We start from the raw sequence: 14,050 nt of genomic DNA on the forward strand, positions 1-14,050 counted from the left end.
AAAAGTTGCGGTGACGTCCGATCCCGGAGCGTCACCGCAGCTCAGCACCCCCGAGTGTGACGACCGCCACTCGAGCTCAGGTCAGGAACGTGCGGAGGACGTCGGTGACCTGGCGGATCTCCGCGATCCGGACGTTCTCCTGCTTCGTGTGCGCCAGCGTCGGGTCGCCCGGGCCGAAGTTCACCGCCGGCATGCCGCGCGCCGCGAAGCGCGCGACGTCCGTCCACCCCAGCTTCGCCGCCGCCCGCCCGCCCGCGGCCGCCACCAGTTCCGCCGCCGCCGGCGCGGACAGGCCCGGCAGCGCACCCGGCGAAAGGTCCACGACGGACAGTTCGAAACCGTCGAACACCTCGCGCAGGTGCCGCTCGGCCGCCGCCGGGTCGCGGTCCGGGGCGAACCGGTGGTTGACCGTCAGGACCGCCGCGTCCGGGACGACGTTGCCCGCCACCCCGCCGCCGACCGCCGTCGCCTGCAGGCCCTCGCGGTAGGTCAGCCCGTCGATGTCGACGATCCGCGGCTCGTACTCCGCCAGCCGCCGCAGCGGCTCGGCGAGCGCGTGGATCGCGTTCTCGCCCATCCACGCCCGCGCGGTGTGCGCGCGCTTGCCGGAAAACCGCAGCTCGACGCGCATGGTGCCCTGGCAGCCCGCCTCGATCACGCCGTTCGACGGCTCGCCGACGATCGCCAGGTCACCGGCCAGCCACTCCGGCAGCTCGCGCTCGATCCGGCCGAGGCCGTTCTTGACCGCTTCGACCTCTTCGTTGTCGTAGAAGACGAAGGTGACGTCGTGCTTCGGCTCCGGCAGCGTCGCCGCCAGGTGCAGGAAGACCGCGTCGCCGCCCTTCATGTCGACCGTGCCGAGGCCGTGCAGGAACTCGTCGTCGCGGCGCGAAGGGAAGTTGCCGTTCTCCGGCACGGTGTCGAGGTGCCCGGCGAGCACGACCCGCGACGCGCGGCCGAGGTTCGTCCGCGCGAGAACGGCGTCACCGTTGCGGACGACTTCGAGGTGCGGCGCCTGCTTCTCGAGCGCCTCCTGCACGAGGGTGGCGAGTTCGGCCTCCGACCCGGACACGCTGAAGACGTCCACCAGTGCCGCGGTCAGGTCCACGGGATCGGCGTGCAGGTCGAGACTCATGCCCGGCACGCTACCGTGAGGGTGTGCGTAGGTTCCCGGTCGCCGTGGGCGGCGCGTTGCTGGTCCTGGTCCTGTCCGGCTGCGGCAACGAGGCGGGCCCGACCCCCAAGCAGGGCGGCGAGCCCGGCCCGGACGCGCTCCCGACCAAGCTGGACGCGCTGACCGCGGACCAGTGCTACGCGAGCCCGCGCACCCAGCTGCCGAAGGGCTGCGAGAAGTACGTCACGGAGGTGGCGAACGTGCCGGGCGCGGCCCGCAAGCGCGCGGACGACCGCGACCCGCAGCTGTCCGCCGAGGCCGACGGACTGGAGAAGGCCGTCGGGGAGTTCCGTGGCGCGGGCTGCACCACCGTGCCGTCCCCCGGCGGCACGTGCTCGCAGGCGCTGGTCGACATCGCCGGGGCGCTCTCGGGCCTGAAGAAGCAGGTAGACGCGCGGCCCACGAGTGGTTGATCCACGTCACTCCACTACGGTGAAGGCCGTGAGCGAGCAGAGCCCGAACCCCGAAACGACCGGCGCCAGCGGCGTCGGGCTGGCCACCGTCACCCCCGGGGGGACGGTCCTCGACACCTGGTACCCGCACCCCAAGCTGACCGAAGGCGGCGGCACGCCCGGCACCGAGCGGCTCAGCGACGAAGAGGCCACCGAGCTGCTCGGTGAGGCCGCCGAGGCGCTGCTCGGCCCGGACACCGACCGCGGGGTCGAGGTCGTCGCCGTCCGCACCACGATCGGCAGGCTGGCCGACGCGCCCGCGGACACACACGACATGTACCTGCGGCTGCACCTGCTCTCGCACCGGCTGGTCCGCCCGCACGGCCAGAACCTCGACGGCATGTTCGGCCTGCTGGCCAACGTCGTGTGGACCAACCACGGCCCGTGCCCGGTCGAAGGCTTCGAGACGACGCGGCTGCGGCTGCGCTCCCGCGGCGCGGTGACCGTCTACAGCGTCGACAAGTTCCCGCGGATGGTGGACTACGTCCTGCCGTCCGGCGTCCGGATCGGCGATGCCGACCGCGTGCGGCTCGGCGCGCACCTGGCGTCCGGCACCACCGTGATGCACGAGGGCTTCGTCAACTTCAACGCCGGCACGCTCGGCGCGTCGATGGTCGAGGGCCGCATCTCGGCCGGCGTGGTGGTCGGCGACGGCTCGGACGTCGGCGGCGGCGCGTCGATCATGGGCACGCTGTCCGGCGGCGGCAAGGAGACGATCTCGCTGGGCGAGCGTTGCCTGATCGGCGCGAACGGCGGCGTCGGGATCTCGCTGGGCGACGACTCGGTCGTCGAGGCCGGCTTGTACGTGACGGCGGGGACGAAGGTCGTCGTCGAGGGCAAGGTCGTCAAGGCCCGCGAGCTCAACGGCATCTCGGGCGCGGTCTTCCGCCGCAACTCGGCGACCGGCGCGGTCGAGGTCGTGCCGCGGACCGGCTCCGGCATCGAGCTGAACGCGATGCTGCACGCCAACGACTGAGGTTTGTTCACCTACTATTCATGAGGTGACCGCCGGATCGTTGCCTCGCACTCCCGCTGACCTGGGTCTGCCGGACGCGCCCGTCGAGGCGCGCCCGGCCGATCCGGCGGCCCGTCACGTCCGGGCCAAGCTGGACCGGGAGATCCGCGCCCTGCTCGCCCACGAATCCGGCACGCGCTCGGGCGCCGACCCCGAGGACCTGCACCAGATGCGCGTCGCCCTGCGGCGGATGCGCAGCGTCCTCAAGCTGTCCGGCACGCTGGTCGGGGACGGTGCCGAGCCGGTGCGCGCGGAGCTGGGCTGGCTCGGCCAGTCCCTCGGCGAGGTGCGGGACTACGACGTCCTCATCGGGCACCTGCGTGAGGTCATCGCCGGCTTCGAGGTCCGTGACCAGGCCCCCGGCCGCCGTCTGGTGTCCCGGTTCGTCGCCGAACGCGCGACGGCGAAGCGGCGGCTGACCAGGGCACTGTCCAGCGCCCGTTATTCGACGCTGCTGCAGGAGGTCAGCCTGCTGACCCGGGAGCGGGACGCGGCCGCCGCGGCGGCGGAGCGGCCGCACGACCTGATCGCCGGGCTGGCGAAGCCGCACCGCAAGCTCGCGAAGGCCGTCCGCGCGCTGCCCGCCGACCCGCCGGACGACGACCTGCACGCCCTGCGCATCCACGGCAAGAAGCTCCGCTACGCCGCCGAGCTGGCCCAGACGTCGGCGAAGAAGAAGCAGGCCGCGCGGATCAAGGACCTGCTCAAGGCGACGAAGGACTTCCAGACCGTGCTGGGCGACCACCAGGACGCGGTGATCGCCGCCGAGCGGATGCGGACGGTGCTCGAGTCCGCCGACGGACCGGTCGGGTTCGTCGCCGGCCGGATCGCCGAGCGCGAGCTGGCCCGCCGCGCCGAAGCCCGCGCGGCCTGGCGCGACTCCTGGGCAGCGGTCGACGCCGCCGCCAGGGCCCTGCACGCCTGACCGGACGTCATGAACGACTCTTTCATGACGTCCGGCGACATGAACGACTCTTTCATGACCTCCGGCGAGCTCTCTCAGGACATCGACCAGACATAGTTGTCGGGTCGGATCAGCACCCGGCGGCCGCCCTCGACCTCGTAGGCCGCGTAGGCGTGGCCGCCCTCGTCGACCAGGTCAGTGCCCGTCGCGACGCTGCCCGCGGGCAGGATCCGGTAGCCCTCACCCGGGCCGTCGCCGAAGACCAGCTCGGTGGCGTGCGGGCCGCGGAACAGCTCGAACAGCCGGACGCGCTTGCCGTTCGCGTCCACCAGCGGCGCGTCCGGCGCGCGGTCGCCCGGCCGCAGGGACCCCGTGCCCGCCGGCGACAGCGGGCCGCCGCGGTAGGTGATGTCCAGCTGCTGGGTTTCCTCGCCGCGCCGGTCCGCGTCCTCGTCGCCGTCGACGTACTTCTGCATCAGCCCGGTCGTGATCCCAAGCACCCGGGCGGCGACGGTCCGCCGTTCGATTTCGTAGCTGTCGAGGATCTCCGGCGAGCCGTCGGCCAGTTTCCAGCCCAGGTTGTAGCCGTCCTGGATGCCGGTGTTCAAGCCCTGGCCGCCGGTCGGCGGGTGGACGTGCGCCGCGTCGCCGGCCAGGAAGACGCGGCCTTCACGGAACCGCGCCGCGAGCCGCACGTTCGGCCGCCACACCGTCGACCAGGCCAGGTCGGACAGCGTGATGCCGCCGCCGGTGACCTCGTCGAGCCGGGCCTGCACGGCAGGCAGCGCCGTCTCGGCGTCGAGGTCGCCGTCGCCGAGCGGGGACCCGAACTGGAAGTGCGGGGTGCCCGGCAGCGGGCTGAACATCATGCCCCGCATCGGGTTGTCCGTCGCGCCGAACCGGTGCCCGTAGCCGCGGTCGAGGCCGTCGGCCCGGACGTCGCCGAGCAGCATCCGGATCGACTCGTCGGTGGTGCCTTCGAAGGCGATCCCCAGTGCCTTGCGCACGAAGCTCTTGCCGCCGTCGGCGCCGACCAGGTAGGCCGACCGCACGGTCTGGCCCGTGCTCAGGGTCGCCGTGACGCCGTCGGCGTCCTGCTCGAACCCGGTCAGCGCGGTGTTCAGCTCGACGCGCACGCCGAACTCGGCCAGCCGGTCGCGCAGGATGCCCTCGGTCTGCGACTGGCCGAGGAACCACGCCCCCGGGTACGGAGTCGTCGGCGTCGGCTCGACGACGTCGAACATGAAGCGCTCGTCGACCAGCTTGCCGCCGACGTAGACGCGGGTCGGGACCGGCGCGGCCCCCTGCGCCAGCACCGCGTCGAGCACGCCGAGGTCCTCGAAGACCTCCATCGTGCGTGGCTGGAGGCCGTCGCCGCGTGATCCGGCGAAGTACGTCTCGGCCTTGTCGATGATCCGCACCGGGACGTCCCGCCGCGCCAGCTCGATGGCCAGTGTCAGCCCGGTCGGTCCCGCCCCCGCGATCAGCACCCGTGTGTCCATGTCGCCCTCTCAGTGAATTAGGATTCAGTGAATCTTGATTCAGAATGGCGCTGCTAGCGTCCCGTGTCAAGGAGGTGACGGTGAACCGCAAGGAGAAGGCCGCGGAGACCGAGAGCGCGCTCAAGGCCGCGGCCAAGCGCGTCTTCGCCCGGAAGGGCTACTTGAACACGAAGATCACCGACATCACCGCCGAGGCGGGCCGGGCCGCGGGGTCGTTCTACAACCACTTCGCGGGCAAGGAAGAGCTCCTGGAAGCCCTGCTCCAGGACATCGCCGCGTCAGGCGACGAGAGCGCGGACAGTGAAGACCACCTGGCCGACTTCAGCGACCCGGCGGCCGTGCGCTGGCACATCAGGCAGTACTGGACCTTCTACCGGGAGAACGCCGCGACCATGCTGGCCCTGCGCCAGGCGGCGATGGTCAGCGAATCGTTCGCCCGCACGGTGGCGAAGTTCGGCGCGACGCAGGCCGCCGACCTCGACGACCACTTCGCGCACATCACCCGCGCCGGCCTGAGCCTGCCGGCGGCCCCCGACCACTGCGGCATGCTCATCTACAACCTCGTCGACTCGTTCGCGGCGTCGTGGCTGCACGGCTCGCCACCGGACTGGACGCCGCCGACCGACGAAGAAGCGATCGAGATGCTCACCCGGTTCGTCTACCGGGGCTTGACCGGCCGCGACTACTGAGTCAAGCGCTCCACGGCGGCGTCGACGCGCTCGTCCGTCGCGGTCAGCGCGACCCGGACGTGCTTGCCGCCCTTCGGGCCGTAGAACGTGCCCGGCGCGACGAGGATCCCGCGTTCGGCGAGCCAGGCGAGCGTGGTCTGCGCGTCTTCGTCCCGCGTCGCCCAGAGGTACAGGCCCGCTTCGGAGTGGTCGATGCGGAACCCGTTGTCCCCGAACGCCTTCCGCAGGGCGAGCCGGCGGCGGGCGTAGCGCTCGCGCTGGGCCGCCAGTGCCTCGTCGTCGGTCAGGGCGGCGACCATCGCCTCCTGGACCGGGCGCGGCACGATCATGCCCGCGTGCTTGCGGATCTCCAGCAGCTGCTTGATCAGCCGGGGGTCACCGGTCAGGAACCCGGCGCGGTAGCTGGCCAGGTTCGCCGACTTCGACAGCGAGTGCACGGCGATCAGCCCGTCGGTCCGGCCGTCGCAGACGTCCGGGTGCAGGATCGACAGCGGTTCGGTCTCCCAGCCGAGCGCCAGGTAGCACTCGTCGGAGACCACGACGACGTCGCGTTCGCGCGCCCACTCGACGACCTTGCGCAGGTGCTCGACCGGCAGCACCTTGCCGGTCGGGTTGGACGGCGAGTTCAGCCAGATCATCGCCGGCTTCTGCGGGCCCAGCGCGGTCAGGCCGTCGGCCCGCAGGATCGACGCGCCCGCCAGCAGCACCCCGACCTCGTACGTCGGGTAGGCCAGCTCCGGGATGACGACGACGTCACCGGGACCGAAGCCGAGCAGCCGCGGCAGCCAGGCCACGGCTTCCTTCGACCCGATCGTCGGGAGCACGGCGTCCGGCTCGAGGCCGGTGACGCCGTGCCGGCGGCCGAGCGCGGCGATGGCCGCCGCGCGCAGCGCCGGGGTGCCGTGCGTGGTCGGGTACCCGGGGATCTCCGAGACCGACGCGAGCGCGTCACGGATGCCGGCCGGGACCGGGTCGACCGGGGTGCCGATGGAGAGATCGACGACCCCACCGGGATGCGCCTGCGCGGTGGCCTTGACCTCGGCGAGCGAATCCCAGGGGAAGTCGGGCAGGGCGACGCGGCTCATTCGCCCTGCGGCGGCAGCGCCTTGATGAACGCCGGGTCGTGCGCGGTCTTGCCCACCTTGGACGCGCCGCCGGGCGAGCCCAGCTCGTCGAAGAAGTCGACGTTGGCTTTGGTGTAGTCCGACCAGTTGTCCGGGACGTCGTCCTCGTAGTAGATCGCCTCGACCGGGCAGACCGGCTCGCAGGCGCCGCAGTCGACGCACTCGTCCGGGTGGATGTACAGCATCCGCTCGCCCTCGTAGATGCAGTCCACGGGGCACTCGTCGATACACGCCTTGTCGAGCACGTCGACGCAGGGCTCGGCGATCACGTAGGTCACTGCGCACTCCCGCATATCTCTGCAAAGACAGTCTCTGCAAACAGCCAGTCGGTGCCGACACTACGCGGTTCGGGCACCCGTTCGGTTGGTGAGGCAAGCCTTAGCCATACTCCGGGTATGGCACTCACCTCTGCCGGCGGCGCGGGGGCGGGGTCGCCCGGGCGTCGCCGGTGATGACGAACCGCGGCTTGGGCGCCTCGTCCTCGGTTTTCTTCTCCCCGACGGCCCGGTTGAACCCCTCGGCGATCTCGTCGACGAGCTTCTCGTTGTGCCGCTCGTCCTTGCGCTGGATACCCACGGCCAGCCTCCTGCCGAAATCCGCTCCGCGTCTTTCACCGTCTTAGGCACAATCTAGCCGTGAACGCACCCGAAACGCTCCTGGTCGCCTGCAGCCGAGCCTGGCCACCGCCGGTCGTGGAACACCTGGGCGAGTGGCGCCTGCGCTGGGCGGACGGCTTCACCGGCCGGGCGAACAGCGTTCTCGCCGTCGGCGACGCCGGCCGCCCCGTGCCGGAGGCACTGCGGACGGTGTGTGACTTCGCCCACGATCGGGGGATCACCCCGATGGCGCAGGTGGTCCGGGACAGCCCGACCGAGCGCGCGATCGCGGCCGAGGGCTGGGTGGAGGCGAAGAAGCACCGGCGCGGCCACGAGGTCGTCGTGCTGACGGCTCCGCTGACGACCGCCCCCGCGGTCCCGGGCGTGGTCGTGCTCGACGAGCCGTCGCCGGGCTGGTGGGAGTTCACCCTGGCCCCGGACGAAGACTCTCCCGCCGCGCGGGCCGTCATGACCGGCGGGCAGGTCGGCTACGGCATCGCGACGCTCGACGGCGTCACCGCCGGTGCCGTCCGCGGCGCCGTCGTGGACGGCTGGCTGCACGTCGGCCGCCTGGAGGTCTCCCCCGCCTTCCGCCGCCGGGGGCTCGCGTCCGCGCTGATGGCCGCGGTCCACACGTGGGGCGCGGAACACGGGGCGGACCGCGCGGTGTTGGAAGTCGCGGAGGGCAATGCGGGCGCGCTCGCGCTCTACGCGGGGCTCGGCTACGCCCCGCACCACAGATACCGGTACTGGGTGCCCGCACCCGGCTCGTGCGAGGATTCGACGTCGTGAAGATCGTGGTAGTGGTCGGCGGAGTGGGCGGGGCCCGTTTCCTGCTGGGTGTCAAGGCAGCGCTGGGCATGCCGGCGGAAGGTTCCGGGGACTCGGAGCACGAGGTGACGGCGCTGGTCAACACCGGCGACGACGTCTGGATGCACGGGCTGCGGATCTGTCCCGACCTGGACACCTGCATGTACACCCTGGGCGGCGGGATCGACTCCGAACGCGGCTGGGGGCACTCGGGCGAGACCTGGGTCGTCAAGGAGGAGCTGGCCGCCTACGGCGCCGAGCCGAGCTGGTTCGGCCTCGGCGACAAGGACATCGCCACCCACCTGATCCGGTCGCGGATGCTGCGCGCGGGCTACCCGCTGTCGGCGGTGACCGAGGCCCTGTGCGACCGCTGGCAGCCCGGCGTCCGGCTGCTGCCGATGTCCGACGACCGCGTCGAGACGCACGTCGTCATCGACGACCCGGAGCAGGACGGCCAGCAGAAGGCCATCCACTTCCAGGAGTGGTGGGTGCGCTACCGGGCCGAGCCGAAGGCGCACTCGATCGTCGCGGTCGGCAACGACGAGGCCAAGCCCGCGCCGGGCGTGCTCGAAGCGATCAAGGACGCCGACGCGGTGCTGTTCGCGCCGTCGAACCCGGTCGTCTCGGTGGGCACCGTGCTGGGCGTGCCGGGGGTCCGGGACGCGCTCCGCAAGACGTCCGCTGGTGTCGTCGGGGTGTCGCCGATCATCGGCGGGAAGGCGGTGCGCGGCATGGCCGACGCGTGCCTGACCGCGATCGGCGTCGAGACGTCCGCGGAGGCCGTGGGCCGCCACTACGGCTCGCGCAAGGACGGCGGCGTGCTCGACGGCTGGCTGATCGCCGAGGGCGAGACCGCGGACGTGCCGGGTGTGACCGTCCGGGACGTCCCGCTGCTGATGTCCGATGTGGACGCGACCGCGGCGATGGCCCGCACCGCCCTCGAACTGGCTGGAGCCCCTGTTGACTGACCACGCTTCGCCGAAACTGGAGATCCTGCCCGTCACCGGGCTGCCGGAGTTCCGCCCGGGCGACGACCTGACCGGCGCGATCGTGGCCGCCGCGCCCTGGCTGCGCTCCGGCGACGTCCTGGTCGTGACCAGCAAGATCGTCTCGAAGGCCGAAGGCAGGCTCGTGCGCGTGCCGTCGGACCCCGAGGTCCGCGACGCCGAGCGCCGGAAGCTCGTCGAGCAGGAGGCCGTGCGGGTCGTCGCGCGGATCGCGCGGACGGTGATCACCCAGAACCACCTCGGGATCGTGCAGGCCGCGTCCGGGATCGACGCGTCCAATGTGGCCGGTGACGAGGTCGCGCTGCTGCCCGCCGACCCGGACGCGTCCGCGCTGGCCCTGCGCAACGGCCTGCGGGAGCGGCTCGGCGTCGAGGTGGCGGTCCTGGTCACGGACACCATGGGCCGCGCCTGGCGTGTCGGGCAGACCGACGCCGCGATCGGCGCGTCCGGGCTGCGCGTGCTGCACGCCTACCGCGGGCAGGTAGACGGGCAGGGCAACGAGCTGGCCGTCACCGAGGTCGCCGTCGCCGACGAGCTGGCCGCGGCCGCCGACCTGGTCAAGGGCAAGCTGGGCGGGACGCCGGTCGCGGTCGTCCGCGGGCTCGACATCTTCGACGACGGCTCGACGGCGCGTTCGCTCGTCCGGCCGCTGGAAGAGGACCTCTTCCGGCTCGGCACCGACGAAGCCATCGCCCAGGGCCGCCGGGAAGCCGTCCCGGCCCGGCGTTCCGTGCGGCAGTTCGCGGACGAGCCCGTGGACCCGGCCGCCATGCGGCGCGCGGTGGGGGCGGCGCTGACCGCGCCCGCCCCGCACCACACCCACCCCGTGCGGTTCGTCTGGCTGCGCGACGGCGGGACGCGCAAGCAGCTCCTGGACGCGATGCGCGAGTCGTGGCGGGCCGACCTGTCCGGCGACGACTTCACCGAGGAACAGATCGCGAAACGGCTCAGCCGCGGCGACATCCTGTACCGCGCCCCCGAAGTCGTCATCCCGTTCCTGGTGCCGGACGGCGCGCACACCTACCGCGACGACCGCCGCAACGACTGCGAGAAGACGATGTTCACCGTCGCCGGCGGCGCCGCGGTGCAGGGTCTGCTGGTCGCGCTGGCGGCCGAGGGCCTGGGTTCGTGCTGGATCGGGTCGACGATCTTCGCCGCGGACCTCGTGCGGGACGTCCTGGGCCTCGACGAACGCTGGCAGCCGCTGGGCTCGGTCGCGATCGGGGTGCCGCTGGAATCGCCGCCCCCGCGTGGTGCGGTCTCGCCCGGCGAAGGGCTGCTGGAGCTGTGAGCCTGCACGCGAAGGCCGTCGCGACGCTTTCCGCGTGGCGGCCCGCTATCGCGTCCCAGGAGTCGCTGCGGCAGGCGTTCCTCGGGTTCCTGGCCGCTCGGGAGGACAGTTGTCAGCGGTCCTGCGCGGCCGGGCACCTGACGGCGTCGGCGGTGGTGCTGGACCACACCGGCACGCGGGTACTGCTCACGCTGCACCCGCGGGTCGGGCGGTGGCTGCAGCTCGGCGGCCACTGTGAGCCGTCCGATGCGTCGCTGGCCGAAGCCGCGCTGCGGGAGGCCACCGAAGAGTCCGGCATGGCCGGGCTGCGGATCGCCGCCGAGCCGGTGCACCTGGACGTCCACCCGATCACGTGCTCGCTGGGCGTGCCGACGCGGCACTTCGACGTCCGGTTCGCGGTGCACGCCCCGCCGGGAGCTTCGCCGGTGCGGAGTGCGGAGTCCGACGACCTGCGGTGGTGGCCGGCGGACGCCCTCCCGGCGGGCTCCGAAGATCTGGCCGATCTGATGAAAGCGGCGATTCCTGTCGGTGCCGGGCACTAGCCTGGATCGCGGACAGGGAGGGACCACATGGCTACGCAGTTCCCCGAGCGGGTGCACATCCACACCAGCAGCGGCGGCGGCGACGGGGTGTTCGGCTACATCGTCGTCGGCCTGCTCATCCTGGCGATCATCGTGTTCGTGATCGTGGTGGCGGTGCGGGTGTCGAAGATGCGCCGGGAAGAGGCGATGAAGAACAGCGGGCAGTTCCCGCCGGCGCCGGGCTTCCCGCCCCAGCAGCAGGGTTTCGCGCCGCAGCAGGCCGGATTCGCGCCTGCGCCGCAGCAGGGTTTCCCGCAGCAGCCGGGATATCCGCCTTCGCAGCCGATGCCGCAGCAACCCGGCTATCCGCCCTCGCAACCGATGCCGCAGCAGCAGTACGCGCCGCAGGGGCCCTACCAACAGCCGTCGCCGGGTCCGGGAGCGGGTCCGCAGAGCTGGTGATCATCCCCTTCGACAGCAGCTCGCCGGTGCCGCCGTTCGAGCAGGTCCGGTCCGGGCTCGCGACGCGGATCAACGACCGGAGCCTGGCCGTGGGCACCAAGCTGCCCACGGTCCGGCAGCTCGCGGTCGACCTCGGCATCGCCCCGAACACGGTCGCGCGGGCGTACCGCGAACTCGAGGAAGCGGGACTGATCGAAACCCGCGGGCGCGCGGGCAGCTTCGTCGCGGCCTCCGGCGACCAGAGCCGCCGCCGCGCCCAGCAGGCCGCGGCCGAGTACGCGAAGACCACCCGCAGGCTCGGCCTCGACGACGCCGAGGCGCTGTCGATCGTCCGCGCCGCACTCGACGAGGGGAACGCTTGATGCTCGGGGGGGTCCGCAGTAGCGCGACGACGTGAATGACTCATTCCTGTCGTCCGGCGCCATGAATGAGTCATTCACTACGCCGAGCCGGTCCCGTCCAGGCGGCGACGGAACTTCTCACATGGCGCGGTAGTCGCGCAGTTCGATCCGCGGGCCGAACCGCGGGCGCGTGTGCCCGGCCGCCTCGAGGTAGCGCACCGCTCGCTGCCGTTGCGGCGCGTACGGCGCCAGCAGCTCGGCCATCCCCGCGTCATCCAGTGCGGTGCCCAGCACGGCGTTCCCGACCATCGACGGGATGTTGTAGTCGCCGAAGCTCACCGCGTCCGGGTCGCCCCAGGCGCGCTGGGCGATCTCCGCCGCCGTCCACACCCCGATGCCCGGGACCTGGCGCAACCAGTGGCGTCCCTCGAGCCCGCCCAGCTCGACCGCGCGTTCCAGGTGGGGCGCGACGCGGGCGGCGTTGAGCAGGGCCGTCCGGCGCTTGATGTCGACGCCCGCGCGGTGCCAGTGCCAGTCCGGCAGCGACCGCAGCGCCACCGGTGTCGGCGGCACCCGCAGCCGCTCGGGCGCCGGACCGGGTGCGCGCGAGCCGAACCGGCGGCACAGCTCCGCCCACGAGCGGATCGCCTCCTTGCCCGCGACCTTCTGCTCCAGCACGGCGAGCACCAGCCAGTCCCACACCACCCCGGTCGCGCCGAGCCGCAGGCCGGGGTTCGCCCGCCGGGCCCGCGCGACGACGTCGTGGTGCGCGACGAACCCCGAGTCGTCGTCGTTGGCGCCGAGCAACGCGGGCACCCCGGTGAGCAGCCGGTCCTTCGCCTCGCCCCAGGCCGCGGCCTCGATGCGGCCGTCCGGGTGGCGGCGCAGCGCCAGCGTGCCGGGGCCGTCGGGCGTGTTGGACGCCAGCCAGGTGATGCCGCGCTCGTCGGTGAGGATGTTGAGCGACCCGCGGCCGCGCTTCAGCGGACCCAGGACCCGGCCCAGGTCGACCTCGAACGCGGGACGCCAGAACATCGGCTAGGCGTCGCTCGAAAACCGGACGGAACCGTCGGGCAGCACGACATCCGGCCAGACGCGGGCGCCTTCGAGGAGCTCGCAGCCGGCCCCTACGGACACGCCGTCGCCCAGCACCACGCCCCGCAGCACCGCGCCGGCGCCGACGCGCGCGCCGTGCCCGAGCACCGAGTGCTCGACCACCGCGCCCTCCGACACGGCGGCGCCGTCGAACAGCACCGAGCCGTGGATCTTCGCACGCGAGCCGACCACGGCCGCGACGCCGATCGTCGAACCGCCGGACAGCTGGGCGTCCTCGGCCACGGACGCGCCGTCGAGCACCAGGAACTCGCCGGGACGGCCGGGCAGCGCCGACGTCGGCGCCACGCCCCGCACCAGGTCGGCGGAGCCGCGCACGAACGCTTCCGGCGTGCCGACGTCCAGCCAGTAGGAGGCGTCCACGAACCCCTGGATGTGCGCGCCCTGCTCCAGCAGCTGCGGGAACGTCTCCCGCTCCACCGACACGCGGCGTCCCGTCGGGATTGCCTCGATCACCGGGCGGCGGAAGACGTAGCAGCCGGCGTTGATCTGGTCGGTCGGCGGGTTCGGCGTCTTCTCGAGGAACGCCTGGACGCGGCCGGTCTCGTCGGTCGGCACCGAACCGAACCGGCTCGGGTCCGGGACGCGCTGGAGGTGCAGTGTGACGTCGGCCTCGGACTCGCGGTGCAAGCGCAGCTGCTCGCCGAGGTCGGAGCCGGAGATGATGTCGCCATTGAAGACGATCACGTGGTCGGCGCGCAGCTTGTCGTACACGTTCCGGATGGCGCCCGCGGTGTCGAGCGGCTCCTCCTCGACGACGTACTCGAGGTCCAGGCCGATCGACTTGCCGTCGCCGAAGTACTCCTCGAACACCTCCGCCCGGTAGCTCGTGCCCAGCACGACGTGCCGGATCCCGGCCTCGCGGATGCGGGAGAACAGGTGGCTCAGATAGGGGGTCCCGGCTGTGGGGAGCATCGGCTTCGGCGCCGACAGGGTCAACGGCCGGAGGCGCGTGCCCTTGCCCCCGACCAGCACGACGGCGTCGACAGCGTCGCTTCGGACCTCGGACGTCACGGAAATCTCCTCTTTTATCACGCACCGCTGAGCGA

The 14,050-nt window shown here is 72.4% G+C and carries 17 protein-coding genes; 10 read left to right on the top strand and 7 right to left on the bottom strand.

Annotated features, from left to right (window positions below; all coding sequences use genetic code 11):
* Window positions 1-76 precede the first annotated feature (76 nt).
* On the bottom strand, window positions 77-1,135 hold the full coding sequence (gene dapE, locus CF165_RS18100) for a succinyl-diaminopimelate desuccinylase (RefSeq protein ID WP_093948717.1): 1,059 nt from the start codon (window positions 1,133-1,135) through the stop codon (window positions 77-79).
* 44 nt (window positions 1,136-1,179) lie between these two features.
* On the opposite strand from dapE, the gene CF165_RS18105 reads away from it, so the two are divergent.
* From CF165_RS18105 to CF165_RS18115, 3 genes are read left to right on the top strand one after another with little or no spacing between them, the layout of a single operon-like run.
* Window positions 1,180-1,587, top strand: coding sequence for a hypothetical protein (locus CF165_RS18105; protein WP_093948718.1), 408 nt, complete (start codon window positions 1,180-1,182; stop codon window positions 1,585-1,587).
* A 28-nt stretch (window positions 1,588-1,615) separates the two neighbouring features.
* The gene (gene dapD, locus CF165_RS18110; protein ID WP_093948987.1) at window positions 1,616-2,602 is read left to right on the top strand and encodes a 2,3,4,5-tetrahydropyridine-2,6-dicarboxylate N-succinyltransferase; all 987 of its coding nucleotides are present in this window, start codon (window positions 1,616-1,618) and stop codon (window positions 2,600-2,602) included.
* A gap of 25 nt (window positions 2,603-2,627) precedes the next feature.
* Window positions 2,628-3,566 (top strand): CHAD domain-containing protein, encoded by a 939-nt coding sequence (locus tag CF165_RS18115; RefSeq protein ID WP_093948719.1) that lies wholly within the window; start codon window positions 2,628-2,630, stop codon window positions 3,564-3,566.
* A gap of 74 nt (window positions 3,567-3,640) precedes the next feature.
* Here CF165_RS18115 and CF165_RS18120 read toward each other — a convergent pair whose 3' ends face one another.
* On the bottom strand, window positions 3,641-5,047 hold the full coding sequence (locus CF165_RS18120; protein WP_093948720.1) for an FAD-dependent monooxygenase: 1,407 nt from the start codon (window positions 5,045-5,047) through the stop codon (window positions 3,641-3,643).
* A gap of 44 nt (window positions 5,048-5,091) precedes the next feature.
* Here CF165_RS18120 and CF165_RS18125 point away from each other — a divergent pair, with 44 nt between their 5' ends.
* A complete protein-coding gene (locus tag CF165_RS18125; protein WP_093948721.1) occupies window positions 5,092-5,736 on the top strand; it encodes a TetR/AcrR family transcriptional regulator in 645 nt (214 codons plus the stop codon).
* On the opposite strand, the gene dapC is transcribed toward CF165_RS18125, so the two are convergent.
* The 3 genes from dapC to CF165_RS18140 form a co-directional block, all read right to left on the bottom strand.
* Window positions 5,730-6,821: a succinyldiaminopimelate transaminase gene (dapC, locus tag CF165_RS18130; protein WP_093948722.1), complete on the bottom strand. Its 1,092-nt coding sequence runs from the start codon at window positions 6,819-6,821 to the stop codon at window positions 5,730-5,732. The two genes, CF165_RS18125 and dapC, sit on opposite strands and share 7 nt — an antisense overlap.
* The gene (gene fdxA / locus CF165_RS18135; protein WP_003083029.1) at window positions 6,818-7,138 is read right to left on the bottom strand and encodes a ferredoxin; all 321 of its coding nucleotides are present in this window, start codon (window positions 7,136-7,138) and stop codon (window positions 6,818-6,820) included. Before fdxA ends, dapC begins: the two co-directional genes overlap by 4 nt.
* Window positions 7,139-7,262: 124 nt before the next feature.
* The gene (locus CF165_RS18140) at window positions 7,263-7,436 is read right to left on the bottom strand and encodes a hypothetical protein (RefSeq protein WP_093948723.1); all 174 of its coding nucleotides are present in this window, start codon (window positions 7,434-7,436) and stop codon (window positions 7,263-7,265) included.
* A 59-nt stretch (window positions 7,437-7,495) separates the two neighbouring features.
* Between CF165_RS18140 and CF165_RS18145 the strand changes: the two genes are divergently transcribed.
* From CF165_RS18145 to CF165_RS18170, 6 genes are read left to right on the top strand one after another with little or no spacing between them, the layout of a single operon-like run.
* On the top strand, window positions 7,496-8,248 hold the full coding sequence (locus CF165_RS18145; protein ID WP_093948724.1) for a GNAT family N-acetyltransferase: 753 nt from the start codon (window positions 7,496-7,498) through the stop codon (window positions 8,246-8,248).
* Window positions 8,245-9,234, top strand: coding sequence for a 2-phospho-L-lactate transferase (gene cofD / locus CF165_RS18150; RefSeq protein ID WP_093948988.1), 990 nt, complete (start codon window positions 8,245-8,247; stop codon window positions 9,232-9,234). Before CF165_RS18145 ends, cofD begins: the two co-directional genes overlap by 4 nt.
* Window positions 9,170-10,564, top strand: a complete 1,395-nt coding sequence (locus tag CF165_RS18155; protein WP_093948725.1) for a coenzyme F420-0:L-glutamate ligase — start codon at window positions 9,170-9,172, stop codon at window positions 10,562-10,564. Before cofD ends, CF165_RS18155 begins: the two co-directional genes overlap by 65 nt.
* Window positions 10,561-11,106: an NUDIX hydrolase gene (locus CF165_RS18160; RefSeq protein ID WP_093948726.1), complete on the top strand. Its 546-nt coding sequence runs from the start codon at window positions 10,561-10,563 to the stop codon at window positions 11,104-11,106. The genes CF165_RS18155 and CF165_RS18160 overlap by 4 nt, the downstream gene beginning before the upstream one ends.
* 27 nt (window positions 11,107-11,133) lie before the next feature.
* Window positions 11,134-11,547, top strand: a complete 414-nt coding sequence (locus CF165_RS18165; RefSeq protein ID WP_093948727.1) for a hypothetical protein — start codon at window positions 11,134-11,136, stop codon at window positions 11,545-11,547.
* On the top strand, window positions 11,544-11,909 hold the full coding sequence (locus CF165_RS18170) for a GntR family transcriptional regulator (protein WP_093948728.1): 366 nt from the start codon (window positions 11,544-11,546) through the stop codon (window positions 11,907-11,909). The genes CF165_RS18165 and CF165_RS18170 overlap by 4 nt, the downstream gene beginning before the upstream one ends.
* Before the next feature lie 117 nt (window positions 11,910-12,026).
* On the opposite strand, the gene CF165_RS18175 is transcribed toward CF165_RS18170, so the two are convergent.
* Window positions 12,027-12,923 carry a DNA-3-methyladenine glycosylase family protein gene (locus tag CF165_RS18175; protein WP_093948729.1) on the bottom strand — a complete coding sequence of 299 codons (897 nt, stop codon included), beginning with the start codon at window positions 12,921-12,923 and terminating at the stop codon, window positions 12,027-12,029.
* A gap of 3 nt (window positions 12,924-12,926) precedes the next feature.
* The gene (manB, locus tag CF165_RS18180; RefSeq protein ID WP_093948730.1) at window positions 12,927-14,015 is read right to left on the bottom strand and encodes a mannose-1-phosphate guanylyltransferase; all 1,089 of its coding nucleotides are present in this window, start codon (window positions 14,013-14,015) and stop codon (window positions 12,927-12,929) included.
* Between the last annotated feature and the right edge of the window lie 35 nt (window positions 14,016-14,050).

The organism is Amycolatopsis vastitatis, from assembly GCF_002234595.1.
Lineage (GTDB): Bacteria > Actinomycetota > Actinomycetes > Mycobacteriales > Pseudonocardiaceae > Amycolatopsis > Amycolatopsis vastitatis.